Annotated in this window: 26 protein-coding genes and 1 pseudogene; 20 read left to right on the top strand and 7 right to left on the bottom strand. The window is 35.4% G+C overall.

Annotated features, from left to right (window positions below):
- Positions 1-200 precede the first annotated feature (200 nt).
- Positions 201-1,493, top strand: a complete 1,293-nt coding sequence (locus ACYQ73_RS19055) for an adenylosuccinate synthase (protein WP_460013902.1) — start codon at positions 201-203, stop codon at positions 1,491-1,493.
- Positions 1,494-1,541: 48 nt separating this feature from the next.
- On the opposite strand, the gene ACYQ73_RS19050 is transcribed toward ACYQ73_RS19055, so the two are convergent.
- Positions 1,542-2,354 (bottom strand): YitT family protein, encoded by an 813-nt coding sequence (locus tag ACYQ73_RS19050; RefSeq protein ID WP_460013932.1) that lies wholly within the window; start codon positions 2,352-2,354, stop codon positions 1,542-1,544.
- Between the two features lie 1,181 nt (positions 2,355-3,535).
- Between ACYQ73_RS19050 and yycF the strand changes: the two genes are divergently transcribed.
- From yycF to ACYQ73_RS18995, 11 genes and pseudogenes are all read left to right on the top strand, one after another.
- Positions 3,536-4,249 (top strand): response regulator YycF, encoded by a 714-nt coding sequence (gene yycF / locus ACYQ73_RS19045; protein ID WP_460013901.1) that lies wholly within the window; start codon positions 3,536-3,538, stop codon positions 4,247-4,249.
- A 6-nt stretch (positions 4,250-4,255) separates the two neighbouring features.
- The gene (walK, locus tag ACYQ73_RS19040) at positions 4,256-6,124 is read left to right on the top strand and encodes a cell wall metabolism sensor histidine kinase WalK (protein WP_460013900.1); all 1,869 of its coding nucleotides are present in this window, start codon (positions 4,256-4,258) and stop codon (positions 6,122-6,124) included.
- A complete protein-coding gene (locus ACYQ73_RS19035; RefSeq protein WP_460013899.1) occupies positions 6,121-7,440 on the top strand; it encodes a YycH family regulatory protein in 1,320 nt (439 codons plus the stop codon). Before walK ends, ACYQ73_RS19035 begins: the two co-directional genes overlap by 4 nt.
- A complete protein-coding gene (locus ACYQ73_RS19030) occupies positions 7,427-8,254 on the top strand; it encodes a two-component system regulatory protein YycI (protein ID WP_460013898.1) in 828 nt (275 codons plus the stop codon). Before ACYQ73_RS19035 ends, ACYQ73_RS19030 begins: the two co-directional genes overlap by 14 nt.
- Entirely contained in the window at positions 8,254-9,042 is a 789-nt protein-coding gene (locus ACYQ73_RS19025) for an MBL fold metallo-hydrolase (protein WP_460013897.1), read from the top strand. Before ACYQ73_RS19030 ends, ACYQ73_RS19025 begins: the two co-directional genes overlap by 1 nt.
- A 180-nt stretch (positions 9,043-9,222) precedes the next feature.
- On the top strand, positions 9,223-10,530 hold the full coding sequence (locus ACYQ73_RS19020) for a S1C family serine protease (protein ID WP_460013896.1): 1,308 nt from the start codon (positions 9,223-9,225) through the stop codon (positions 10,528-10,530).
- 350 nt (positions 10,531-10,880) lie between these two features.
- Positions 10,881-11,045, top strand: coding sequence for a CxxH/CxxC protein (locus ACYQ73_RS19015; RefSeq protein WP_460013895.1), 165 nt, complete (start codon positions 10,881-10,883; stop codon positions 11,043-11,045).
- Between the two features lie 90 nt (positions 11,046-11,135).
- A complete protein-coding gene (gene rlmH, locus ACYQ73_RS19010; RefSeq protein ID WP_460013894.1) occupies positions 11,136-11,615 on the top strand; it encodes a 23S rRNA (pseudouridine(1915)-N(3))-methyltransferase RlmH in 480 nt (159 codons plus the stop codon).
- A 511-nt stretch (positions 11,616-12,126) separates the two neighbouring features.
- Positions 12,127-13,941: a methyl-accepting chemotaxis protein gene (locus ACYQ73_RS19005; RefSeq protein ID WP_460013893.1), complete on the top strand. Its 1,815-nt coding sequence runs from the start codon at positions 12,127-12,129 to the stop codon at positions 13,939-13,941.
- Between the two features lie 104 nt (positions 13,942-14,045).
- Positions 14,046-14,210, top strand: coding sequence for a response regulator transcription factor (locus ACYQ73_RS19000; RefSeq protein WP_460013892.1), 165 nt, complete (start codon positions 14,046-14,048; stop codon positions 14,208-14,210).
- Positions 14,211-14,250: 40 nt separating this feature from the next.
- Positions 14,251-14,409, top strand: a pseudogene (locus ACYQ73_RS18995) (LysR family transcriptional regulator); the annotation flags it as partial.
- A gap of 261 nt (positions 14,410-14,670) precedes the next feature.
- On the opposite strand, the gene ACYQ73_RS18990 reads toward ACYQ73_RS18995, so the two are convergent.
- Positions 14,671-15,093, bottom strand: coding sequence for an exosporium protein C (locus tag ACYQ73_RS18990; protein ID WP_460013891.1), 423 nt, complete (start codon positions 15,091-15,093; stop codon positions 14,671-14,673).
- Between the two features lie 265 nt (positions 15,094-15,358).
- Positions 15,359-15,676: a BRCT domain-containing protein gene (locus tag ACYQ73_RS18985; protein WP_460013890.1), complete on the bottom strand. Its 318-nt coding sequence runs from the start codon at positions 15,674-15,676 to the stop codon at positions 15,359-15,361.
- Between the two features lie 331 nt (positions 15,677-16,007).
- Here ACYQ73_RS18985 and ACYQ73_RS18980 point away from each other — a divergent pair, with 331 nt between their 5' ends.
- Complete coding sequence (locus tag ACYQ73_RS18980; protein ID WP_460013889.1) at positions 16,008-16,811, top strand: MBL fold metallo-hydrolase; 804 nt, start codon at positions 16,008-16,010, stop codon at positions 16,809-16,811.
- Positions 16,812-16,935: 124 nt separating this feature from the next.
- On the opposite strand, the gene ACYQ73_RS18975 is transcribed toward ACYQ73_RS18980, so the two are convergent.
- Entirely contained in the window at positions 16,936-17,313 is a 378-nt protein-coding gene (locus tag ACYQ73_RS18975) for a VOC family protein (RefSeq protein ID WP_460013888.1), read from the bottom strand.
- A gap of 221 nt (positions 17,314-17,534) precedes the next feature.
- Here ACYQ73_RS18975 and ACYQ73_RS18970 point away from each other — a divergent pair, with 221 nt between their 5' ends.
- Complete coding sequence (locus ACYQ73_RS18970; protein ID WP_460013887.1) at positions 17,535-17,804, top strand: hypothetical protein; 270 nt, start codon at positions 17,535-17,537, stop codon at positions 17,802-17,804.
- 221 nt (positions 17,805-18,025) lie between these two features.
- Here ACYQ73_RS18970 and ACYQ73_RS18965 read toward each other — a convergent pair whose 3' ends face one another.
- On the bottom strand, positions 18,026-18,517 hold the full coding sequence (locus ACYQ73_RS18965; RefSeq protein ID WP_460013886.1) for a hypothetical protein: 492 nt from the start codon (positions 18,515-18,517) through the stop codon (positions 18,026-18,028).
- Positions 18,518-18,782: 265 nt separating this feature from the next.
- On the opposite strand from ACYQ73_RS18965, the gene ACYQ73_RS18960 reads away from it, so the two are divergent.
- The 6 genes from ACYQ73_RS18960 (at position 18,783) to ACYQ73_RS18935 (ending at position 23,487) form a co-directional block, all read left to right on the top strand.
- Entirely contained in the window at positions 18,783-18,935 is a 153-nt protein-coding gene (locus tag ACYQ73_RS18960; protein WP_460013885.1) for a hypothetical protein, read from the top strand.
- 195 nt (positions 18,936-19,130) lie between these two features.
- Positions 19,131-19,448: a hypothetical protein gene (locus ACYQ73_RS18955; protein ID WP_460013884.1), complete on the top strand. Its 318-nt coding sequence runs from the start codon at positions 19,131-19,133 to the stop codon at positions 19,446-19,448.
- Positions 19,449-19,454: 6 nt separating this feature from the next.
- The gene (locus tag ACYQ73_RS18950) at positions 19,455-19,850 is read left to right on the top strand and encodes a MerR family transcriptional regulator (RefSeq protein WP_460013931.1); all 396 of its coding nucleotides are present in this window, start codon (positions 19,455-19,457) and stop codon (positions 19,848-19,850) included.
- 260 nt (positions 19,851-20,110) lie between these two features.
- Positions 20,111-20,878 (top strand): nucleotidyltransferase domain-containing protein, encoded by a 768-nt coding sequence (locus ACYQ73_RS18945; RefSeq protein WP_460013883.1) that lies wholly within the window; start codon positions 20,111-20,113, stop codon positions 20,876-20,878.
- Between the two features lie 467 nt (positions 20,879-21,345).
- Positions 21,346-22,827, top strand: coding sequence for a malate:quinone oxidoreductase (locus ACYQ73_RS18940; RefSeq protein ID WP_460013882.1), 1,482 nt, complete (start codon positions 21,346-21,348; stop codon positions 22,825-22,827).
- A gap of 537 nt (positions 22,828-23,364) precedes the next feature.
- Positions 23,365-23,487, top strand: a complete 123-nt coding sequence (locus ACYQ73_RS18935; protein WP_460013881.1) for a hypothetical protein — start codon at positions 23,365-23,367, stop codon at positions 23,485-23,487.
- A gap of 61 nt (positions 23,488-23,548) precedes the next feature.
- Here the strand turns inward: ACYQ73_RS18935 and ACYQ73_RS18930 are convergent, their stop codons facing one another.
- Both ACYQ73_RS18930 and ACYQ73_RS18925 read right to left on the bottom strand, forming a co-directional pair.
- Positions 23,549-24,217 (bottom strand): hypothetical protein, encoded by a 669-nt coding sequence (locus ACYQ73_RS18930; protein WP_460013880.1) that lies wholly within the window; start codon positions 24,215-24,217, stop codon positions 23,549-23,551.
- 150 nt (positions 24,218-24,367) lie between these two features.
- Positions 24,368-24,781 carry a MarR family transcriptional regulator gene (locus tag ACYQ73_RS18925; RefSeq protein ID WP_460013879.1) on the bottom strand — a complete coding sequence of 138 codons (414 nt, stop codon included), beginning with the start codon at positions 24,779-24,781 and terminating at the stop codon, positions 24,368-24,370.
- Between the last annotated feature and the right edge of the window lie 114 nt (positions 24,782-24,895).

Raw genomic sequence — 24,895 nt, 5'->3', positions numbered from 1 at the left:
GATTACACCAAGACGGAATTAATCTGAATGTTAGATAATATTCATATCATTCTGTTATTAAACACGAACGTTGAATCATATTTTTTGATTTTACGTTCGTGTTTTTAAGTATTTTTGTTGACTAGGCGTTTCTATCATTGATACAATAATTAACGGCTTAAAAATTGAGATACAAATCGTATCTAACGGAGGTGCTGACTATGACATCAGTTGTAGTTGTAGGAACACAGTGGGGAGACGAAGGAAAAGGTAAAATTACGGATTTCCTTTCACAAAAAGCCGATGCAATCGCTCGTTTTGCAGGCGGTGATAATGCTGGACATACTATTAAATTTGATGGTGAAACTTATAAGTTACATTTAATTCCATCAGGTATTTTCTATAAAGAAAAAACTTCAGTAATCGGAAATGGATTGGTTGTTAATCCAAAGTCATTAGTTACTGAGCTTAGAGGCTTACAAGAGCGTGGCGTTGATACAGATAATTTACGAATTTCTAATCGTGCACATGTTATTTTGCCATATCATATTAAGCAAGATATCGCTGATGAGGAAAGCCGTGGCGATAAAAAAATCGGTACGACTTGTAAAGGGATTGGACCATGTTATCAGGATAAAGTAGCACGTATCGGTATCCGTATGGCTGATTTACTAGACAAAGATGTATTTGAAGAAAAACTACGTCAAAATTTAGCAATTAAGAATAAGTTATTTGAGAAATTTTACGAGGTTGAAGGCGTAACATTCGAAGAAATTTTCGAGGAATATTACGGCTATGGACAAGAAATCGCAAAATATGTAACTGACACGTCTAAAATCTTAAATGATGTACTAGATGAAGGCGGCAAAGTGTTATTTGAAGGAGCACAAGGTATTTTACTTGATGTCGATCAAGGTACGTATCCATTTGTAACATCTTCAAATCCTGTTGCCGGCGGTGTAGCAATTGGTGCTGGTGTCGGTCCTTCACGAGTTTCAAGTGTTATTGGTGTATCTAAAGCCTATACTTCTCGTGTTGGCGATGGACCATTCCCAACTGAATTATTTGATGAAGTAGGTCAACAAATTCGTGAAGTTGGTCGTGAATACGGTACAACAACTGGCCGCCCACGTCGTGTAGGTTGGTTTGATACAGTAGTTGTGCGTCACTCACGCCGAGTAAGTGGTATTACGCATCTTGCGCTTAACTCAATCGATGTTTTATCTGGTTTAGAAACAGTTAAAATTTGTACAGCGTATAAATATAAAGATGAAACGATTACTGAGTATCCAGCAAATCTTCATATTATTGAACAATGTGAACCAATTTATGAAGAGCTTCCAGGCTGGTCAGAAGATGTTACAGGCTGCAAAACATTAGACGAGCTACCTGAGAATGCACGACGCTATGTAGAACGTGTGAGTGAATTAACTGGTATTGAAATTGCTACTTTCTCTGTTGGTCCTGCACGTGAACAAACGAACGTTTTAGTGGACGTTTGGGAAGCGAAATAATTATAAATCATAAAAGGTCGTGCCATATACGGTACGACCTTTTTGTCATTAGTGAATATCTCTCTTCTTGAAGCGGCCACCTCTAACCTCTGCAATATTTCCAATTGCTAGAAATGCATGATCATCTATCTCAGCGACGATTGATTTAAGCTTGGATTCCTCTAATCGGGTAATGACGGTAAAAATAACTTTTTTATCGTTACCTGTATAAGCCCCCTCACCATGAAGGAAGGTTACACCTCGACCTAGACGGTCCATAATGGTCTGCCCAATTTCATCTATTTCGTCACTTATGATATAAACAGATTTTGATTCCTCCATCCCTTGAATGACGATGTCAATCATTTTATAGGCAATATAGTATGCCAGGATAGAGTACATGGCTTGTTCCCATGTAAACACAAACCCCGCTACCGCGAAGATGAGTAAATTGCAGAACATAATAATTTCACCAACGGAGAACGGTGTTTTACTATTAAATAAAATAGCTAAAATTTCTGTCCCATCTAATGAACCACCATAACGAATGACGATGCCGACACCAATACCTAAAATCATGCCACCAAAAACTGTGGCCAATAGCGTATCTTGAGTAAATGGGTTTAGATTATGTAAGAAAAGCGTTGTTAATGAGAGTACAGTAATTCCGAGCCCTGTGGAAAGTGCAAAGGTTTTACCGATTTGTTTATAGCCTAAAAAGATGAAAGGTAAGTTTAAAATGAAGATGAAAATACCAAGAGGTAAATTTAATAAATGAGAAGTGATAATGGAAACACCTACGATTCCACCATCCATAATGTGGTTTGGTACTAAAAATAGCTCCAGCCCAAGTGCCATAATGAATGCACCTAATGCCACCATGATGGTCCTAATTATAAGTTTACGAACGGGATTCTTACTTTGGGGCTTTCTTACTTTAGGGGTTATTCCAGAGGTTTGTAAAACATTCAATTTAATCGCTCCATTCAACTAGTGTATCTTATTTCTATTTTATCAGAATATTTAAAAAGTAAAAAGGGGTAAGTCTAAAATTATACTAAAAATAAATGGACTACTACCGCTGTATTCAAAGAACTTAACCAATCGCTTGGAGTAGAGGTTGAGCGGCTTAGGGTCTAGATACCTTACGGAAAGCACCGTGCTGGAATAAAAATCTATGTCTGAAACTATATTTATTAATAGCTATAAAAATAGGAATGATGTAACAATTAGTAGAGAATTAATACATTTACATTACAAAAAGATGAAAACAGTTAAACTGTATTTTCTTTATGGTACAGTATATTGGTGCAAAAATTATTTGTGGGTAATTAATACTGCTATAGAAAAGTTAGAAGGTGCTTTACGGACACCTATCATCAATTAAAGTGCAAGTTAGGACAAGTAAGTAGTAGGAAAAAGTTCTGTTATGGGAATTATAGGGTCTTCTAGAAACCCAACAGGTACACTTCTACACTTTGAAGTTAAGAAAAAAGGTTCGTTAGAAAACCTATTATATGTAGGGCGTAAATCAATAGAAGGCAGTCCAAAATAGGGCTGTCTTTTTATATACTTCATATATAAATCTATGTTATTTCCCGAGAAATATTTGTCGAAATGTAGTTTAAAATACTATCGTAAAGTGTCTTAGGATTTAGAATAATGCATAGAAGCTAAAAGCATGGTAGAGTTAGAGTAGTGACTTTAACTTTTTTCAGCAAAAGTCTCCCATCCTTATAGGTGGTGAGTTAATGCGAGTTGAAGTTATTTTTCAGTGGATGTCCGCTGAAATAAAGGAACTCAGTCTAAGAACGCCACTTCCTGTGGCAACGACTGAGTGACCAACATCACGTTGGCCCAAAGCCTCCGGCGGATGTCATGGATTCGGAAAGGAGTTCAATAAAGGATGTTAGCCTAAAATCATTGCATCCATGCGATAACGGCTAACTGACCTGCATCACGCAGGCCCAAGCACAAAGCCGAATCCAGACGCAAATATGCCGAGGTATAATTGATAAATACAATCGTTTAAAAATAGATAAATAGCGAAAGGGAGAAAAAATATGGACAAGACCATTTTAGTTGTTGACGATGAAAAACCAATCGCAGATATTTTACAGTTTAATTTAATAAAAGAAGGCTACAAAGTTATTTGTGCTTATGATGGAGATGAGGCACTAGCGAAGGTTGAGGAAGAGCAACCAGATTTAATGCTTTTAGATATAATGTTACCTAAGCGTGATGGGATGGAAGTTTGTCGAGAAGTACGAAAAAAATATGATTTCCCTATCATTATGCTAACTGCAAAAGGGTCTGAGATTGATAAAGTATTAGGACTAGAAATGGGCGCAGATGATTATGTGACAAAACCATTTAGTACACGTGAGCTTATTGCGCGTGTAAAGGCAAATATGCGTCGCTTACAGGTAGTACCCCCTACTGCCGAAGAGGTTGAAGAAGAGTCCAATGAAATTGTAGTAGGCTCGCTTGTTATTCAGCCAGATGCTTACTTAGTATTGAAACGTGATGAAGCAATTGAACTAACACACAGAGAGTTTGAACTATTACATTACTTAGGGAAGCATATCGGTCAAGTAATGACGCGTGAACATTTACTACAAACTGTGTGGGGCTACGACTATTTTGGCGATGTACGAACAGTAGATGTAACAATTCGTCGTTTACGAGAAAAAATAGAGGACAATCCTAGTCATCCGGCTTGGATTGTCACACGCCGTGGTGTAGGTTATTATTTACGAAATCCTGATCAGGAGTAAAAAGGAATGCAGAAAGTTAGCTTCTTTAAATCAATTCATGTCAAGTTAGTACTAATTTACATTTTACTAATTCTACTTGCTTTGCAAATAATAGGAATCTATTTTGCACGTGAATTAGAGCAAAATTTAAAAGACAACTTCCGACAATCCATTTTTCAACGTGTCGATTTAATGCAATATAGCATTCGTGAAGAAATGTTAAAAGAACGCGATGAAAGTAATATGCCAACTCTTGAAGAGAGCTTGAAAACGATTGTAATGGAATTTTCCACAGGGTTGAAGGAACTTTCTAAAGGAGATATTTTAGAAATCCGTGTCATCGATAATAGACAGCGTATTCGCGCCACATCTGAGATAGAAAATCAAAATTTGATTGGACAGCGTTTGAATAATGACCTCGTACGCCGTGCTATCTCTGCAGAAACATTATTTGAAAACATTAAACTTGATAATAAAACAAGAAATCGAGTGTGGGTGTTAGCTTCGCCAATTCGAGATGGTGCAGGACCTGATGATGAAATCATAGGGGTACTATACATTGAGGCTAATATTGAATCTGTTTTTGAACAAGTGAATGACATTAACCGTATTTTCCTTGGCGGTACAGCAGTGTCCTTAGTGATTACTATCTTTTTAGGAATCTTAGTAGCACGAACAATTACACAGCCAATTGCAGATATGCGTAAGCAAGCACAGGCGATGGCAAAGGGTAACTATTCTCGAAAAGTACGGGTTTATGGTACAGATGAGATAGGGCAGCTTGCTATAACCTTTAATCATTTAACGAATCGCTTGCAAGAGGCACAATCTACTACTGAGGCAGAGCGGCGAAAGCTCGATTCGGTCCTTAGTAATATGACGGATGGTGTTGTTGCAACAGATCGAAAAGGGCGCATCATTCTTATTAATGACCCCGCACTAGAGCTGCTGCATATTTCAAGAGATATTACATTAGGCCGTCCGATTGCATCTGTTTTAGGTATTGATCAAGAGTATAGTTTTGAGGATTTAATTCACATGAATGATGCGGTGAATTTAAATTTCAGTACAGCAGACGCACCGTATATTTTACGTGCGAATTTCTCTGTTATTCAAAAAGAAACGGGCTTTATTAATGGTCTAATTACCGTACTACACGATATTACGGAACAGGAAAAAATAGAGATGGATCGCAGGGAATTTGTATCAAATGTGTCACATGAATTAAGGACACCATTAACGACGATGCGCAGTTATTTAGAGGCGTTAGCAGATGGTGCATGGAAAGATGAAAATATTGCTCCAACATTTTTGAATGTTACACAAACAGAGACAGAGCGTATGATCCGCTTAGTGAATGACTTATTGCAGTTATCACGAATGGATAGTTCAGATTATGAACTGAATCAAGACATTGTTCTATTTAATTCATTCTTTAACCGTATTATCGATCGTTTTGAAATGTCTAAGTCAGATAAAGTGATGTTTGAACGTTTATTCCCAGAGGCATCTTATTATGTAGAAATTGATACGGATAAGGTGACACAAGTTATCGATAATATCATTTCTAATGCTATTAAGTATTCACCCGATGGAGGTAATATCCGCTTTGGCTTTACAGCGCAAGGAGATATGCTAAAGGTTATGATTTCCGATGATGGTATGGGAATCCCTAAGGAAAATGTAGGACGTATTTTTGAGCGTTTCTATCGAGTAGATCGAGCTCGAGCTCGATCTATGGGAGGCACTGGTCTAGGGCTAGCTATTGCCAGGGAAATGATTGAAGCTCATGGCGGTAAAATATGGGCCGAAAGTGAAGAAGGGCATGGAACAACGGTTTTCTTCACATTACCACTTAATTTAGATGATTTTGACGAGGCAGGTGAGTGGGAATGAAATATATAGAACCAGTTAAATCGGTTGTTTTATTCTTACTCGTTATGCTAAGTGTGGTTTTAACCTTTATGATTTGGACATACACGCCAGATTATAAAGTTATTGAACAGACTGAAGGAAAAGAAATTCTAATCGGACCACAAAAAAAAGCGGAGGATGTAATTCGTCCTTATAAAGCTATTTACCGTTTTGATAAAGAATTTACCGGAACAGTATCTAATAGTGCAATGGTAGATATTATGAACGCATTTCAAAGATGGAATGTCTTAGATTTAATGCCCATTGACAATAATCTTAAGGCGGACTCTATAAACGAGTTGATTCGTTCTAACAATTATATGACCGTCTTTTTTCCTGGTGAGATTCCTTACTCTGCCTTTAACACGATTTTTCAGTTCGCCGATAAGGAGCTACCTGAAACAACCTTCAATCGTATGATTATAGATTGGGGCAATTATAATAACAAAGTGTTACAGGTATTTTTCATTAGTGGCAACAATGAATTATTGATGCGTTCACGTGTAAGTCTAGAAAATGCTAATCAATTTGTAAGAAATATTATTGAGCCAGCGAAAACATACAGCACTTTTAAAGAAGTGGAGCGAGATGGCTTTACCTCACTATATATTGCAAATGATAAAATTGAATCTGCAAAATGTACGTATTTTATCGAAGAGAAACCTGAATTATTTAAAAATGTGGTATTTACAAATCTAAACAATGTCGTGCGCACTGATGAAAGTGCAACTACTGAAAAATATCACGATGGAATGTCACGGATGGTGATTGATTCGAAAGTGAAATCATTAACCTATGTATATCCAGCTGCAGAAAGTGGTGTAAGAATAGGGCCTTCCAAGCTCTTTACGGATAGCTTCGAATTTATCAATGAACACGGAGGTTTTACAGATGATTATCGCTTAGCCTCAACAAGTACAAGCAATAATCAATTGGATTATCAGCTATATTTACATGGATTACCGATTTATAGTGATCAGGCGATAAACCGAATTACTACCGTTTGGGGAGATAATCGTATTTTTCGCTACAAACGTCCATACTTTTCTTTTGAGAAAGATATTCCATCCGAAAAAGAGATGAAGGAACTTCCGTCAGGATCGGAAATCGTTGAAAAGATTAAAAAGCTAAATAACATTGAATTATCCGATATAGATGATATTGTTGTGGGTTTTTATTTAACCTATGATCAAAGCACAATCGTGACATTAGAGCCATGCTGGTTTGTTATTCGTAATGGTATATCCACGAAACTGACGCCTGACATATTAGGGGGTGTCCAAAATGGATTGGAATAGAACAAAGTCTATTTTTATATTCGTTTTTTTAATCTTAAATATCTTCTTGTATTGGTTGTATTTAAATCGCTATAATGAAGCGCAGAGCGTAGAAATACTAGGTGAAAAAACAATAGAAGCCCGTTTGAAAGATGATAACATTACGTATGGACCACTGCCGAATAGTAACGAGTCTGCTACTTACATTACAGGCGAAGTGCATATTTTTAAAAATACTGCTCCTAATGATAATCAGAAAGTGAGTTTCACGGATGAGACACATACACAAATAAGTGCTATTTTTATCGATCCTGTGAAATTACGAAATATTGATGATGATGCAAGTCTTATCGATTTTGTCCACACAAACGTTAAAAACGGGGATTCTTATGCATTATGGAAGGTAGACCGTGAAGAAAGAGTCGCAGTCTTCTACCAGAAGAAAAATAATCGAATGTTCTATTACAATGATAGTGCCGTATTAAAAGTACACTGGAATATGGATAACGAAGTGATAAAGTATGAGCAGACAATGATTGACAATTTAGAAGAGATGGAGCAACAGGAAACTGTCATTCCACCACTTCAAATTTTCCAAACACTTTATAATAAAACGCTATTAAAGCCAGACTCGAGTATTAAGCAAGTGAAGTTAGGTTACTCGACATTTAGTAATTTAAGGCAAACGCAAGTGTTGATACCAACATGGGAAGTACAAGTGAAATTATCGGACGGAGAAATAGAAGAGTATTTCGTGGATGCTATTGATGGAAAAATTATTGAAATCCAAGGAGACAAGCAACAGGCTGAAGAGGAAGACTGGGGAGTTGAATAATGCGATTTAGTGTTTTAGCAAGTGGCAGTACAGGAAATTCGATTTATGTAGAGAATGACGATCATGCATTTATTGTCGATGCGGGTCTTAGTGGCAAAAAGATGGAGCAACTATTTACAAAAGTCGACCGCAATATGAAACAGCTAAGTGGCATTTTCGTTACACATGAGCATAGTGATCATATTAAAGGAATAGGTGTATTGGCACGAAAATATAATGTACCTGTTTATGCTAACGCCAAAACGTGGCAGGCGATGGACGGGCTAGTTGGTGATATACCTTTAGAGCAACGTTTTGAATTTGAAATGGATACTGTAAAGCATTTCGGTTCATTGGCCGTTGAATCTTTTGCTGTATCACATGATGCAGCAGATCCAATGTTTTATAGCTTTCATGAAAATGGACGCAAGCTTGTTGTTATTACGGATACAGGATATGTCAGTGACCGTATGAAAGGGATTATTCGAGGTGCTGATTCCTTTGTATTTGAAAGTAACCACGATGTGAATATGCTGCAAATGGGGCGTTATCCATGGTCTATAAAACGTCGTATTTTAAGTGATGTAGGGCACGTTTCAAATGAGGATGCAGCTATCGCAATGAGTGACGTCGTATTTGAAAAACCAACAAATATTTATTTATCACATTTAAGTATGGATAATAACATGAAAGAGCTTGCGCGCATGAGTGTTACACAAACTTTGCAATCTTGCGGCATTATTGTCGGTGAGTATTTAAATTTATTTGATACAGATGCAGAAGAGCCGACGAAATTAGTAACCGTTTAATGATTAGTATCAGTTAACAATATCGAAGCTTTAATGAGGCTGTTCAATGGCATTTTATACAAAATGCATTGAACAGCCATTTTTATGTCCATTTTATTTATTTTTCATCTGATTTTAATGTTTGAATTGTAATATTAGGGTAACAACTAGCAAATACTAATAAAGGAAAGGATGAGGAAAATGGGCTATTTTCAAGATGATGATAAAAACAATGATTTTGTAAAAAATGATGAAATACAGAAGTCACCTCTTCAGGAGCGACTCGAACAAGAGGAGCGAGAAACGCAAGAGAAGCGTCATAAAAAGAAAGGCGGTGGCGGAGGTAAAGGTGGTTATTTATTTACCGGTTTTATCGGCGTCATCATAGGCGCTTTACTCGTTTGGCTCATGATGCCTGGCCTTGTCAATCAAATGCCTGGTACAACAACAAGTAGCGCAGGTAATGGCAATAAAAATGAAACAACCATTAATCAAGTTGCAACAGAAGTGACAACTGATGTTACGAAAGCGGTTGATAAGGCTTCAGGGGCCGTCGTAGGGATTACAAATATTCAAGAAGTGAGAAGTGGAGGATTCTGGAATCCAACAACCACATCAGAAGAGGCTACAGGGAGTGGCTCAGGTGTTATTTACAAAGTTCAAGGTGATAAAGCCTTTATCGTTACAAATAACCATGTTATTGAAGGTGCAAAACAGTTAGAAGTAACAATGCCAGATGGAACGAAAGAAGTAGCACAATTAGTTGGTCGCGATGTTTGGACAGACTTAGCGGTCATTTCAATTAGCTCTAAAGATGTTAAGACAGTAGCGACATTTGGTAACTCAGATGTATTAAAACAAGGTGAAACAGTAATCGCAATTGGTAACCCACTTGGCTTAGAATTCTATGGCTCTGTTACTACAGGTGTTGTTTCTGGTAAGGATCGTTCTGTACCAGTTGACATAAACAATGATGGCAATATAGATTGGCAGCAAGAAGTATTACAAACAGACGCAGCCATTAACCCTGGTAATAGTGGTGGTGCACTTGTTAACCTTGCTGGTGAATTAGTCGGTATCAACTCCATGAAAATTGCACAATCTTCTGTTGAGGGTTTAGGCTTTTCCATTCCGATTAACTCAGCAATTCCTATTATCGAGGAATTAGAGAAAAATGGTGAAATGAAACGCCCAACAATGGGTATTAAAATATTAGCAGACTTAACGGATATTCCGTCACTCTATCAACAAAATTTAAAACTGCCAAATGATGTGACAAAAGGTGTTGTTATTGAGAATGTTGTGCCTAACTCTCCAGCTTCAAAAGCAGGCATTCAACAATACGATGTAATAGTTGAAATGGATGGCGAAAAAATCGAAACATCAATCGATTTGCGCAAGCATTTATATATTAACAAAAAAATTGGTGATAAATTGACGATGAAAGTATATCGCCAAGGTAAATTATTGGATCTATCACTAACATTAACAAATAGCGATTCATTGTAAATTAAAAATCAGTGGGGATACTATAATCTCCACTGATTTTTTTCATGTTGTTGAGTCAATGATATTAAGGTGTCATACATAAGTCTGTTTTGCTCAATCTTGAAGAGTAGTGAGAACGAGTAACCCCTGAGTTGAAATTCAGCCACAATGTTCACTGAATTATTAAGAATGATTTAAAAAATATTGTGGATAACTAGAAAATTGTGAATAATAACATATACATTGCGAGTGGTGGTAGAAAGCCTATTCTTCCATACTCGCCTGACCTTTGTTACAATAGATTGTGGATAACATAGACCGAATTGTGAATAAGTTTGTGGAAATTTCGGAAAATAAGAAGAGGTGCAAAAATGGAAAAATACAGCTGTGAAAACCATATAGAACACGCTTTAGACATGTTTGTGGCTGAGCAAAAAGAGTTCCCAATTATGGATAAAATCGAAGGGGATAAAAAGTTATCCACAAAATGTAGCTACTGTGAACGACCTGCAGAATATCTTGTATCAAGTAAATAACTTTACACAAGATATAGGAATCACTTGTGGATATGTTGATAACTTTTGTGGATAATTTGTTTGTAAATGAAATGTAAAGGTGGATAACGTGTGAATATAACGATTGTATCAGTCGGAAAACTAAAAGAAAAGTACTTAAAAATGGGAATAGATGAATACGTAAAACGTCTCGGTGGCTACGCAAAAATGGATTTAATCGAAGTACCAGATGAAAAAGCACCCGAGCAGCTAAGCGAAGCAGAGATGGAAATTGTAAAGAAAAAAGAGGGTGAACGTATTCTATCTAAAATCAGCCCAGATACATACGTTATCGCCTTAGCCATTAACGGCAAAATGAAAACCTCTGAGCAAATGGCGGCAGATCTTGAATCCCTCATGACCTACGGCAAAAGTAAAATCGCATTCGTCATCGGTGGCTCCCTTGGTTTACACGATGATGTGTTGAAACGTGCTGATGAGCAACAATCCTTTGGAAAAATGACATTACCGCATCAGCTAATGAAGCTTGTTTTGGTAGAGCAGATTTATAGAAGTTTTAGGATTATGAAAGGTGAACCGTATCATAAGTAAGTGAGGTATCTACTTTACTTACGATTAATTGTTAATAAAGTTGAAAAAAACTGTGAAATGACAGTCTGGCTAAGAGATTAGTTGGGCTGTTTTTATTTTCATAATCTCTATGTATAATGCTATGACACATAGAGATTATGAAAATACATCCTCAATTATTATTAAATTTTATCCGACTGAAATTGTTATAGAAAACCCTAGCTCTTTCCTGACAGCGAAAATTCAAGTAAAGAAAATTTAAATAATTTTCTAATATAGCTCAATACCTTTGCTGTTAACTTTGATGAACATACGAGGGATGAAGGGAGAACTAAAATAAACTTTGCTCCAAATATTTTATAATTGTATAATTTATGTATAACTTATGTATAACTGGTTGATTTGAAACAGTGTATTACTATGAATATTAAGCCCTCCACCACAATAAGAAGGATTACCATATTTGCGTGAAGCGGGGATCTAATCGCAGCTATGTGTATTATTATAGATAAAAGCTAAAATAGAAGGTGTAATGAAAATGGGTTTTCCCTTGATTGGAAGAAAAAAATTATTAAATACCAGGAGGACAACTAAGCGCTCTAAAAAAGCAAAATCTAGAAGTTTAGTATTTACGAGCTCGTTATTTCTCTCCGCCCTCATAATTATCGTTATCGGATTAATGATTTTCCTGTCCATACGCGATCAACGTGGGGCGTACTTTCGCCAATTTGATGAATATGGAAAAGTATTCAAATCCATAACTCAACAAAATGAACCTCTTGTTGCCGAAGCAACGAAGACAATTCTTGAGCATCAACCATTGGAGGGAAAACCATTCGAGGAACTCCCCAATATTTTGAATTCTATGAACTCCAATCATATGGTAGTGGATGTCTATTTATTAACACCGGACATTATCAAGAAGGATGGCAAAGAATACTTATATAACTCAGAATATGGTCGGGATCCAGTTGAATATGCTGAAGAGTTAGGTACGTTATATGAAATAGATTCGGAATTTCTTAAAAGTTACGAAGATGCAATGAGAAACGGTAGCACATTAACTGATGTTTACACTGATGAAGGTGGAACTTTCATCTCGTATTTAGCGCCGATTAATGACGGAAGCGGAAAACCAGTTGCGTTGTTTGGTGTCGATTTCGATTACGGGATTGTTAAAAAGGAACTTCAACGGATTTTATGGACGAATATCACGGTTGGTATTTTTTTTGTACTTATGTTAATCGGGTTGGTCGTATTCATTCTTCGTAAAATGTTGCGCCCGCTTGCACGTTTAGCTGAAGTGTCTGAACATGCTTCGAAAGGCAATTTAACCGTTGAAATTCCTGTACTGAACCATAATGAGATTGGTAAGGCTGCAAGTTCATTTAATCAGATGATTAGCGGACTTCGGGTATTGACCCATAACATACAAAATTCTTCGAATGAAGTTGCTGTATCTTCTTCTCAATTACAAGAAAGCGCTGCCCAGACCGAAGCAGCTACACAAGAAATCACAGGTGCCATTCAAAACATTGCTGTTGGGCTCGATGAACAACTTCGTCATACTAATGAGTGTCAACAATCAATGAAGGAAATGGGAATGGGTATTCATAGAATCGTAGATGCATCCTCCGTCGTCTCAGAATTGGCTTCGGTTACAGCAGATAGCGCAAATGCAGGAATGAAGGATATAGAAACAACAGTTGCTCAAATGAGCACAATTGAACAAAACTTGAAAACATCGGTCGAAGCAATCCATGGACTGAAGAAATTAAGCGATCAAGTTAGTGAAATGGTTACATTAATAGGTAGCATTGCTAATCAGACCAATTTACTTGCACTTAACGCATCGATTGAGGCATCGCGAGCAGGTGAGCATGGTAAAGGTTTTGCCGTTGTGGCTCAAGAAATTCGTATACTCGCTGAACGGTCCAAAATCTCTTCGGAGAAAATAACTGACATACTCCAAGGCATCAGCGATCACACGAGTAAAACAGTGGTTTCTTTGGATAAATCAATGACAGAAGCCCAGGCAGGTACACACATTGCGAAAAAGGCAGGGCAAACATTTAGTTCAATCGTGGAGTCGATTCAGAAAGTGTCCGATCAGATTGACGAAGTATCTGCTGCTTCGGAACAACTGTCATCAGGAAGTGAGTTAGTTGCGGCTTCACTAACAGTGCTGGAGGGTATCGCAGATTCATCTTCAGCCGACTCCGCTTACATCGCCGCTTCATCAGAAGAACAACTTGCAGCCATGCAAGAGGTAGCCAGTTTTGCAGCTATGCTTTATGGGCTGGCGGATGAATTGAAACAGAGTGTTGACCGTTTCCATGTAAAGTAGGTTACTAGTTAAAACCGCACTTAGACTAGTTACGGAGAACCGTATCATAAGTAAGCACATAGTTATTTGAAGAAGGAATATTAAAGAATAACTGAATTTCTTTGATGCTTCTTTTTTCTGGCGAGGGATTAAAAAATGCAGAAATAGCTAGTTATTTATATGTCAGTGAAAATACAGTAAAGAAGCATTTGCAAAATTTGTATCGAAAATTTCAAGTAACTTCCCGAACGCAGCTTGCATTAAAATATGCAGAAAGCTTTCGAGCATAAAAATAAGATGTTGCCAATCGATAAAAACCGAGTGCTATTTAGGTTAGCGGGGAGGGAAAGCGTTCGGCTTGAGGAGGTGAAGGATGAATCATTTATTAGCAAGAATACAGGCTATGGCTTCCGAAACTTAACCGACCATTTTTTTCGGGAAGCGGGTTTTGTCCAAAATATCGCTTTTGAAGGCGACGAGCCCACTGTTAACAATTTCTCATAAGTGATAAAATAGCCTTCTTTATAGAGATGAAAATCTTATATATTAGGGGAGTATAATATAAATGAAAAAATAAGCTGTATAGAAAGTTTGATTTTTAATAACTTCTATACAGCTTATTTTTAAAAATCCTTATATAAAACATGCATCTTAATTCATGATGAACACTCTTAAAAAAATCGATCATGTATGCCAAAAATTTGCACGGGGCATAAACATAATCAAGATGCATAGTAAGAGCTATTATTGTTAACTTTTTATAGCTAGGCCACTAAAAGAAATGGGTCCAACAATGTTTGCTTGTGTGTTGGGTGTAATATTCTCAGCAAAAACCTGATAGAAGTTAGCGCCAGCTATCAAATTGAAATCTATAGCTTGGAATGTAAAGACGTAATTTTGTTCTGAACCAGCTGATTCTACTCCATCTTGAGTATTATAGATTTCTTTCCCGTTACGGAAGACTCTAAATACAATTTGGGAAATATCAGTAACTCCCGCCACGCCGATGCTTGCAAGTAGCTCAACGTTATTATTTCTTGAAGCGGTGCCTGGGATGTTTATTTGAATCGAAGCTAAAAGAACTTTAAATGGTGCCTGTGGAATTGGAAAAGCAGTTTCTGGGTTAAACGTACTTAGAGGTTCAGTTGCTTGGTAATCAAGAATTTGTACCATTTTATCACCTCCTTTTGCTAGGATATTATAAGATATGTTCTATATTAGAGATTGATTGTGTAGTAAACTAAGCTGTGTTATTTTTTAAACTTCATCTAGTTAACTGTTCTAGTTCTTATGGAATTATGAGCTTTCAAATTAACATCATTTAGAATTTATTATTATTAGTTTGAAGTAATAAAATAGGCGAAAAGGTATGTGAACATAGTTGTTTTACATACCTTTTTGATGAGATGGATTTGAAAGATGACGGTAGATATTCTTTTTACATTGAAATGAGCCACATAAAATCATCCTCAATAATAATTTGAATGTCTTGGCCGAGGTTAATCAATTTCTCGGCTTTTAATTGTTTCGTACTTATACCGCGACGTTTGTCCCCAAGAATAAGGAAATCTGTATCCTGTGTAACAGCCCCCTGCATAATTCCTCCACAAGCTCGTACTCTTTTCGCAGCTTCTGAACGTGTCATCGTGGAAAGGGCCCCTGTAAAAACGATTTGTTTATTATAAAACGGATGCATCAAGCATTCGGTTGGGTCAGAAAGTAAGATGACTTCTGTGTTGTCTTTATTGTTGTTCATGTTTACTCTCCTTAATTGAAATGAAAGATTTTCACCTGAATTATAGGTGAGATTGATTGATTCGATAGATGTATGTAACAAAGGAATGTCTCTCTACATTTAAACTAGTCATGGAGAATAGTATCATATAGATCCGTTTTTCATGAATACTTGTATCAATAGATAAAACTAAGAGTATGTGAAATTCAAATTGATTTCGCATACTTTTTTCCAAAAGAAGGATTTTATAAATGTTGCCCGAACTATGGAGTAGAGCGAATACAAAAATAAAAGTACTTGTTCAACAAACAAGCTCATTAGCAAACAAAAAATAAAGGGAAAAGGATGGTTCATGGTGATTCAATTCCAAAAAGAAAATATTACGGTTTTTCAAAGCGCATTATATATGACTACCTCGGCAATCATTGAAACTAATAAAGCAGTAATTATGACAGATCCAAATTGGTTATCTACTGAAATTGAAGAAATTAAGAGCTATATCAACAAGATTAAAGGTGATAAACAACTATATATTATTTACACACATAGCGATTTTGATCACATTATTGGGTCTGGGGCATTCCCAGAAGCTAAGGTAATTGCATCTAAACAATTTGATGAAAATCCTAACAAAGAAGACAGCATTCAAAAAATTAAACAATTCGACCAAGGATATTATGTGAATAGAAGCTATTCACCTGTATATCCAACTGTAGATATTGTTGTTTCAGAGGATGGACATAAATTAGAATTAGATTCACTTACCATGACATTTTATCAAGCACCTGGTCATACGAATGATGGTTTATTTACAATTATTGAGCCTGGTGGTCTGTTTCTTTCCGGCGATTATTTGTCAGATGTTGAGTTCCCGTTCATTTTTAGCAACTATAAAGATTATGTAACTACGGTCAATAAAGCTGAAAATATTTTGCTGGATCATCATATAACGACCCATATACCTGGACACGGTTCGACAACACAAAATCAACAGGAAATTCAAAAAAGAATAAACGATTCGAAGTATTACTTAGAGAAGCTTCCTCATGATAATGGAGAGTTAGAAAGATATTTAAGTATAGAGTATCCATTTTTTGAAGGAATGAAAAGCATCCATACTGACAATAAGAAGATGGCTAAAGAAAATGTGGAGTAGATAAGCTTTAGAGGAAATGTACTTGAGGAACTCGTATCACGAATAACTCGATCAACTCCAGAAAGTGAAGTATTAAGAGGCTGATATAAAGGAGACCGACCATTTTAGACGGTCACCTGTTTTCTTAAACTTGTACTTCGCTCATGAATGCATGAGTATTATCTTCTGTATCTTTAAAAAATACCATCCATGTTTCGGTTTGTCCGATTTTTGCTACTACATGTGGTTCGTCGATAAACGTAACATTTTTATTTACTAAATCCTCATATGTCTTGCTCATATTTTCAACTTGAAAATAAATAATTGAACTTGAATAAATAAATTCGTCTTTTTCTGGCAGGCTTAACAAAAGACGTAATCCATTGCAATCAAAGAATGCCATGCTGTCAGTATTAAATAAAAGTGAAAGCCCTAGTTTTTCTTTATAAAAATGTATTGCTCGATTTAATTCTTTAACTGGGATTCCGATTTGTCCGACTTTTTGAATCCTACTCATTTCCAATGAGATTATCCCCTTTCAAATATGAAGCTTGTCCTGAACACGCAGAAGTAATAAAAATTAAGGCTTCATTGTGGTTATTAATATAATAATACACTAAAAAATGGGAGGTCATTCATTAGATTACATAGATATTCACTAACTTTTCCGTACATATTTTCTGCTCATTTTCCAATACTATATCTAGATTATTTATCAAATTGGCAGGAAGGGAAGAGGCAAAATTGGCTAAGCACTCAGATATGAGCTGGAAACAGGATCATCCAAGCACTTTGTTTGGGAACTCTGTCCAAAAGGCAGAGCGTTTATTGAAGCATGCAAAGTCACATCCGGAGGAGATTGCGATTGAGCATGCTTTCAATCAAATCGAACATGCAGAAAATGCATTTATGAATGCAAAGCAATATGGTGAGCATTTGGATACAGTCCAACAAAATAAAGAATACTTAGAGCAGATCAAGCGACAATTACACGATATGCAAGGCAAACAGTAGATAGAAGAAATAAAAATAATGCTTTAAGCGGTTTAAGCCCTATAATTTAAAGGACTTAAGCCGCTTAATTTTATTCCTTTTGTTGTTTTGCATATAATGCACTGTTGGTCAATTTTTATGTGTAATGTTGTACAGATGTGGAAACATAATAATATAGTTAGTAGAGAGCGTTACGCGGAAGATCGAACCCTTTCCTGGGAAATATTTTCTATTATGTTTGGTTAACACCAAACAATTATTGTATACGGTGTAGTTTGTGCAGGAATACTTCTTGTAGTAGGGCCATAGATAACAATTAGGTTTCGATTTGCCGGGCTTTTTGAAAAAGGCTGCCCATTTTTGAGCAAGATAAGTGTATAAGCAGAAAGATTTAGTTGTAATTGGCCATCACTACTCACTAATTGGCTATTAAAAAAGTCCACTTTGACATTTTGAAAGCTATTTTCCTTTACGACAACGAGGGCTCGATATTGAGGCGGATATATCAAAGGAACAGGTGCATTCCCATCATAATATCCAGTAATCTGATCACCGATTGTTACAATTTCTTGGTTTACAAAATAAGTAGAAGGTGAGACGACAAAATTGACGATGCCCTGAGTACTATCTTCTACCGTCATAAGTTTATAACAACCTTCCTTTTCGCCATTTTGCCCGATCGGAAAATCACTAATTTGAGTAACGACCCCACGAAATGATTTAAAGTTTACCATTGCTATTCCTTTCTTTATTAAATTTCAATTTGATGAGACAAAAGCTCTGTTTGAATATTGTTTACCCAAAGGAATTGATTTGAATTCAATTACTAAAAGAAAACCTACTTTATAATAAGTAGCAGCATTTTAATTTATGTAACATCTCCAATTTGGGTGACAAAGAATGATTTTATGATCAAAAGGACAGGTTTATATATTATAAAAATCCATATATACTTAATTTGCAAACTATAATGTTATTTTTTCAGAGGAGGGGAGCCTATTGAAGTGGATTTCTAAAAATAAGAAACCTCTTTTACTATTCATCATTATTATTATTTTCATTGCGGGTATACTCGATATCAAATATGAGGGATTGTTTTTTCAACTATTACCAGAGTCTGTTCAAAACTATTTAGCTGATATTTTTAAATAAGTAAAATAGTATTAAGTAAAATAGTATTCTATCCATAGTTGTAATTGGCTTTTAGCAAACAGCATTACATTTCTTGTACTAAAGATAAGTAGTAGTTCCAAAAGACTGATTGTGGCTCTTTCGATTTTAAATCTGTTGACATGGAGTTAACTCCATCTTTTAAAGTGAAAGTATTAAAAGAATGTTGTGATGTAAATGGATATTATTGTTTATGTATTGATAGGGTTATACTCATTATTAACAGGGATTGCAGGCTTGCAACAATGGAAAGAGAATGGGTTTCAAGTACGAACATTCTTATTTGTGGTTTTATCTATTAGTATTCTTGTAACGATATTTTTACCAAACAAAGCTCTAATACTGATGTTACTAATCCTTGAATTCGTTCTGTTACATGTATTAACAGTTGCGGAAGGGCTATTAACAAATAAACAGTTAAGATATAGTCACCATATCGTTCGCTTCATATTCCATTGTATACTGCTTTTATTGGTATATAAATTTATAGTGTAGTAGGTGATGATCATAAAAATTGGTGAATTTGCTACATGTACGGATCTTAGTAAAGATACGATCCGTTATTACGAAAAAATGGGTTTATTACATCCGGAAATAAAAAACAAACATCGTGAGTATAACGAGGAGCATATTGAAATCATTAGTGCAATTCTTAAACTAAAGCAATGTGGTTTTTCACTTCAAGAAATTAAATTGCTTTTTGAATGGTCGCAAAATACGGATGAAAATGATGAATTGACGGAAGCGGAAATCCAAAACGTTCAACAGCTTAAAATATTATTTCAAAATAAGTATAAGCAGATGATTCAAAGAGAAAATGAGATTAAACAAATAAAGCAAGTCTTACTACGTGCTGATCATAAAATGGAGCAACTGCTAAAAAAAAATAAAGGTTAGACGGGTGTTCTAATTAGAATAACGGCATCATTTTAGAGACCATTGAGATAATCATCTAATTGAACAAAAGATCCTGAAATCGACGAATATTTTTCCTTATAATCAAAGGGAACATCAATATAAAAGATAATATTTTATAATTTAACACAGCTAATAATGCTGTGTTTTTTTCGTTTACAAATTTAAAGGATTTTTTTGATAAATATTGAATATATGGGATATTCCAAAGTTCGATTTTTAAGAAAGGTGATGATAGTTTTATGGAAGAATGGAAAATGGCACTTGAAGAGTTTTTAAAAGATTGGAAGAACCGAAATGATGTTGTAGGGGCACTCGTATGTGGGAGCTATATAACGGGAGATCCTTCAAAGCGTTCTGATATAGATGTACATATTATTTTATCTGATGATGTTGATTGGCGAGAGAGAGGGAATAGGATTATGAATGGTTTTCTTATAGAATATTTCGCTAATCCACCAAAACAAATTCGCAAATACTTTCAACAAGATTTTCAAATCCATAGAACAATGTCCATGGTTCAATTCATTACAGGAAAGATTTTATTTGATAAAACGGGAATACTTAATGAATTAAAAATCGAAGCGCAACATTGGCTAAACAATGAATATGATGAATTAAATAAAACTGTTTTAGAAATTAAAAAATATTCATTATGGGATTCACTAGATAATTTAAAGGATTGTTTTGAACAACAAAGAGTGGATTTCCCCTTTGTGTATTTTAATTCATTAGCTAATTTATTTTCTGAGTACTGTCAGTTTCTAAGGTTAGAAAGCATTCCATACTATCAAGTACATTCTTATCTTATAGATCCAACATATATTAAAAAATATCTAAAAAATGTTTTTCCAGATTCAATATTTAAAGAAATGTTTTTAAAAGCATTATTAGAAGTGGACAAACAAAAAATGGTGGAGGTATATGAACAGTTAGTAAACCATGTATTTAATCAAATGGGTGGTTTCAAAATAGATGGTTGGAAAATAAAAAGCCCTGTCGAAAAATAGGATGAGATTTGATCTTTTTGGTTAGAATAATAAAAGAAATAATTTTAAAATAACACTAAGAAAATTCGGTATATATTTATATGTAGTGGAGCTGGTGCAAAAACAAGACTGGTTCCATATTTTTATGTTATTATATAGATATAATATTAAAAAATCCGCATTATTATATGAAAATGCTAGCCAATTTTAGGTCAATTATTCCATAAAACTTAAATGAAGGTTGGATTTCTTTGTGGTGGAATAGGAGGTTTTTCTCTTGATTTATTAAGGGAAAGGCTCGAAAAATGCACATAACTCTCATATAGATAGTTGATATTTTAATCTTTATGTAATTATGATACACTGCAATAAGGTAATAATTGATACAGAAAAGGTGTACTCCTAGGCTACTCCATGGCTTACTGAGATATCTAAGCAGGAAAGCTATACATCCTTTCTGCAAATCTTAATATATAAGGAAGGTAAAAATGAGTAACAGACAAATTAAATCAGATGTTATCTTAATTGGTGCCGGAATCATGAGTGCGACTTTGGGGACAATGCTCAAAGAATTAGCACCAGATTGGAAAATTACAGTGTTTGAGCAGCTTGATAAAGCTGGTGAAGAAAGTTCTCACGAATTAAATAATGCGGGAACTGGACATGCTGCACTTTGTGAGCTTAACTACACTTCAGAGAAAAAAGACGGATCAATCGATATTAGCAAAGCGATTAAAGTTAATGAGCAGTTCCAACTTTCAAAACAATTTTGGTCTTATCTTGTGAACAACAAACTGATCAGTAATCCACAGGACTTCATTATGCCTTTACCTCATATGAGTTTAGTACAAGGGGAAGACAATGTAGAGTTTCTAAAAAAACGTCATGAAACAATGACAAAAAATCCTTTATTCCAAGGTATGGAATTTTCTGATAACCCAGAAACACTAAAGGAATGGATTCCTCTTATTATGCAAGATCGTCCAGCAGATGAGGCTATCGCTGCGACAAAAATTGACACTGGTACAGACGTTAACTTTGGTGCATTAACACGTATGTTATTCGACCACTTAAAAAATAAAGACGTTGACATCAACTACAACCATAGTGTTGAAAGCATGAAACGTACTAGCGATGGTTCATGGGAAGTACGAGTGCACGACAAAAATGGCTGTAAAATGGAATACCATTCAGCAAAATTTGTTTTCCTTGGTGCTGGTGGAGGAAGCCTAGAATTACTACAAAAATCAGGTATTCCTGAAGGAAAGCATATTGGTGGATTCCCAATCAGTGGATTATTCTTAGTATGTAAAAACCAAGAAGTGGCTGAACAACATCATGCGAAAGTATACGGAAAAGCTAAAGTTGGTGCTCCACCAATGTCTGTTCCGCATCTTGATACACGCTATATTGATAACAAAAAATCATTACTATTTGGACCGTTCGCAGGTTTCTCACCTAAGTTCTTAAAAACAGGTTCAAATATGGATTTATTTGCTTCTGTAAAACCGCATAATATTACAACGTTATTAGCGGCAGGGGTTAAAGAAATGGGATTAACAAAATATTTAATCCAACAACTTATGTTATCTAAAGAACAACGTATGGAAGAGCTACGTGATTTCATCCCGAATGCTAAGAGCGATGATTGGGATATTATTGTAGCTGGTCAACGTGTACAAGTTATTAAAGATACTGAAGCTGGTGGTAAAGGAACACTTCAATTTGGTACGGAAGTTGTAAGTGCTTCTGATGGCTCAATCGCTGCATTACTTGGAGCTTCTCCTGGTGCTTCTACTGCTGTTCACGTTATGCTTGAGGTAATCAATAAATGCTTCCCTCAACATGTTAACGAATGGGAATCTAAACTTAAAGAAATGATTCCATCTTATGGCAAGTCATTAGCAGAAAACCCAGAGCTTCTTAAGGAAGTTAATGAATCAACAGACGAAGCGCTTCGTTTAAAATAAAATCTAATGTAGTAACAAAGCATCTAAGCGTTTGTTTCTACAAAATATAATATAGAACCTTCATTCTAATTTTGGATTGAAGGTTCTATTTTTTTATTTCATAAATCGTTAAGGAAGAGTTTTGCAAAAAGTTTTGGTGATGAGCCAAAATAAATTGTAGTATGAATTTTCAACCATATTAATTAATATATTTAAAAAGGCATTAATTAATGACAAAATCACAATGATTTAATTTCTTTCAGCAGAATTCTATAGGCGTTGAGATGTTAAGATACTTTTCAACGGGTGTCCAAACATCTGTACCTGTCGCTGCCGCTGTGCTTTCGCACAAAAAACATCGGCAGGCCTAAGCACAAAGCCGATTCCCGACGCATTGTTTATCTGTGCGACAGCAACAACAAGGGGCACATCTTTTGATTAACCAAAAGATGTGCTTTTCGATGTTAATACCTAATCTTCGAAAGACAGAATAGGACAGAGCGTTTAACATATATTGAGCAATAGAACAGGAGTAAGGATACAAGGAGGGCTAGGGGAATGCTGAAGATGACTGGAAGCTCAACGCCATACCAAATGCCCATCTTCAATTGCTCAAGACCGAATGTTCGTAAAACACCTGCTAGTATTGACAATAATGCACATAAGACCAAACCAACATAGAGGATAGATAACACAAAGAGTGCCAGCGAGCAAACAAAGGTCTGAATGATTTTTTTAAATATCATTCCTTCTCCCTCCGTACGATTTGTTGCACTTTAGCATTGGGAGCGATTGAATAGCTATCTGTATAATAAAGTGTTTTTACTCTACAATTACTTCCCACGATGACAACATCTCCTTCCACAATTTCCGCATGTGTATAGGAAAGGCGTACATTTTTCCCTTTTATACAATGACAAATTAATTTTTTCTTTAATAAAGGAAGAACAGAAATCTTATCCTTTTCTATGCATATTTCATCTGCTATAAGCTCCCTAATTTTACTTTCACCAGACATTTTTAAATGAAAAAGCTTCGCTAGTATTTCAGTTGCTTTCACAATACCGATTACATCTACAGTTTCAGCCTCTAAATTTTGTTCAATGGTCAACTTCCCAGAACTATTCAGTTTTGTTACTTGCCCATTACGCATATTTAAGCTCCCGGCACTTTTCATCTCATTAATTTCACAAAAATCTTTTAGAGTACAGGATCCTGTACTATTTAAAATCTGTGCTTCAACGCGAGAATGAAAAGAACTATGACCATGAGTAGAGATTTTTTTTACGCGTACTTCTTGATGTAAAGTAACGAATCCGCGGATATTTAATTGCTCACAATCCGCTGTCAAATCTTTAATATTGCCATTTGTAAGAGTTACCGTGCGTAGTTTTTGAATCAAAATTATCACCCCGTATATTTTATTTAGTATATATTTTAATTATTAAAACATATATTAATTAAAATATATGTAACTTCATTTTGTCAAGAACCTAATGCGTTAAATTAGTTCTCGCATATTTTCTGGGCAATAAAAAAAGGACTTCAATTTTATGAAATCCTAAAAAATTTTTTTCATTAACTGATTAACCTCACGCAATATTTTGGCCATGTCTATCAGTTTTTCCTGTGGAAACTTTAAAAATAAATCTTGAACCTTCAATTCACCGTTATTAGTTAAAATCATTTTTACAACACGACGATCTTCTTTCTCTCTAATTCGTTCTACTAATTCTAATTTTTCCAGCTTATCGCACATCGATGTAACGGCTCCTGGTGTCACACTAAAGAATTCAGCAATTTCTGTTGCTTTCATACCACCATTAATCTTTAGCTGAAGTAGGAGGATCAGCTGGTTTTGAGATAATGATTCTCCCTCAGATAAAAGATTTACAAACATTTTCGATGTATGCTGTATTTCAAGCATCTCTTTCATAATGATTTCCACATTGTGCAATTGTTCATTTTTTGACATAGTATCACAGCCCATTAAAATATTTAATAGCTAAATTATATAGTAAATAAATAATGTGAGCTACTATCGATATCCTTAAGGGAATTGATTTTTTGTCACTGTAAAACACAGAAG

The sequence above is a fragment of the Lysinibacillus sp. CTST325 genome (genome assembly GCF_054665055.1).
The sequence above is the reverse complement of the archived record's forward strand: the minus strand, read 5'-3'. Positions and strand labels throughout refer to the sequence as shown.

What these genes read in the sequence shown, in the direction of transcription:
- ACYQ73_RS18950 (WP_460013931.1), top strand. Translation starts at nt 19,455, where the DNA reads ATGATCATAAAAATTGGTGAATTTGCTACATGTACGGATCTTAGTAAA.
- ACYQ73_RS19025 (WP_460013897.1), top strand. Translation starts at nt 8,254, where the DNA reads ATGCGATTTAGTGTTTTAGCAAGTGGCAGTACAGGAAATTCGATTTAT.
- ACYQ73_RS19005 (WP_460013893.1), top strand. Translation starts at nt 12,127, where the DNA reads ATGAAAATGGGTTTTCCCTTGATTGGAAGAAAAAAATTATTAAATACC.
- yycF (WP_460013901.1), top strand. Translation starts at nt 3,536, where the DNA reads ATGGACAAGACCATTTTAGTTGTTGACGATGAAAAACCAATCGCAGAT.
- ACYQ73_RS19015 (WP_460013895.1), top strand. Translation starts at nt 10,881, where the DNA reads ATGGAAAAATACAGCTGTGAAAACCATATAGAACACGCTTTAGACATG.
- ACYQ73_RS18945 (WP_460013883.1), top strand. Translation starts at nt 20,111, where the DNA reads ATGGAAGAATGGAAAATGGCACTTGAAGAGTTTTTAAAAGATTGGAAG.
- ACYQ73_RS19035 (WP_460013899.1), top strand. Translation starts at nt 6,121, where the DNA reads ATGAAATATATAGAACCAGTTAAATCGGTTGTTTTATTCTTACTCGTT.
- ACYQ73_RS18985 (WP_460013890.1), bottom strand. Translation starts at nt 15,676, where the DNA reads ATGAACAACAATAAAGACAACACAGAAGTCATCTTACTTTCTGACCCA.
- walK (WP_460013900.1), top strand. Translation starts at nt 4,256, where the DNA reads ATGCAGAAAGTTAGCTTCTTTAAATCAATTCATGTCAAGTTAGTACTA.
- ACYQ73_RS18965 (WP_460013886.1), bottom strand. Translation starts at nt 18,517, where the DNA reads ATGGTAAACTTTAAATCATTTCGTGGGGTCGTTACTCAAATTAGTGAT.
- ACYQ73_RS19030 (WP_460013898.1), top strand. Translation starts at nt 7,427, where the DNA reads ATGGATTGGAATAGAACAAAGTCTATTTTTATATTCGTTTTTTTAATC.
- ACYQ73_RS19050 (WP_460013932.1), bottom strand. Translation starts at nt 2,354, where the DNA reads ATGGTGGCATTAGGTGCATTCATTATGGCACTTGGGCTGGAGCTATTT.
- ACYQ73_RS19055 (WP_460013902.1), top strand. Translation starts at nt 201, where the DNA reads ATGACATCAGTTGTAGTTGTAGGAACACAGTGGGGAGACGAAGGAAAA.
- ACYQ73_RS18955 (WP_460013884.1), top strand. Translation starts at nt 19,131, where the DNA reads ATGGATATTATTGTTTATGTATTGATAGGGTTATACTCATTATTAACA.
- ACYQ73_RS19020 (WP_460013896.1), top strand. Translation starts at nt 9,223, where the DNA reads ATGGGCTATTTTCAAGATGATGATAAAAACAATGATTTTGTAAAAAAT.
- ACYQ73_RS18940 (WP_460013882.1), top strand. Translation starts at nt 21,346, where the DNA reads ATGAGTAACAGACAAATTAAATCAGATGTTATCTTAATTGGTGCCGGA.
- ACYQ73_RS18925 (WP_460013879.1), bottom strand. Translation starts at nt 24,781, where the DNA reads ATGTCAAAAAATGAACAATTGCACAATGTGGAAATCATTATGAAAGAG.
- ACYQ73_RS18980 (WP_460013889.1), top strand. Translation starts at nt 16,008, where the DNA reads ATGGTGATTCAATTCCAAAAAGAAAATATTACGGTTTTTCAAAGCGCA.
- ACYQ73_RS18935 (WP_460013881.1), top strand. Translation starts at nt 23,365, where the DNA reads ATGCTGAAGATGACTGGAAGCTCAACGCCATACCAAATGCCCATCTTC.
- ACYQ73_RS18990 (WP_460013891.1), bottom strand. Translation starts at nt 15,093, where the DNA reads ATGGTACAAATTCTTGATTACCAAGCAACTGAACCTCTAAGTACGTTT.
- ACYQ73_RS19000 (WP_460013892.1), top strand. Translation starts at nt 14,046, where the DNA reads ATGCTTCTTTTTTCTGGCGAGGGATTAAAAAATGCAGAAATAGCTAGT.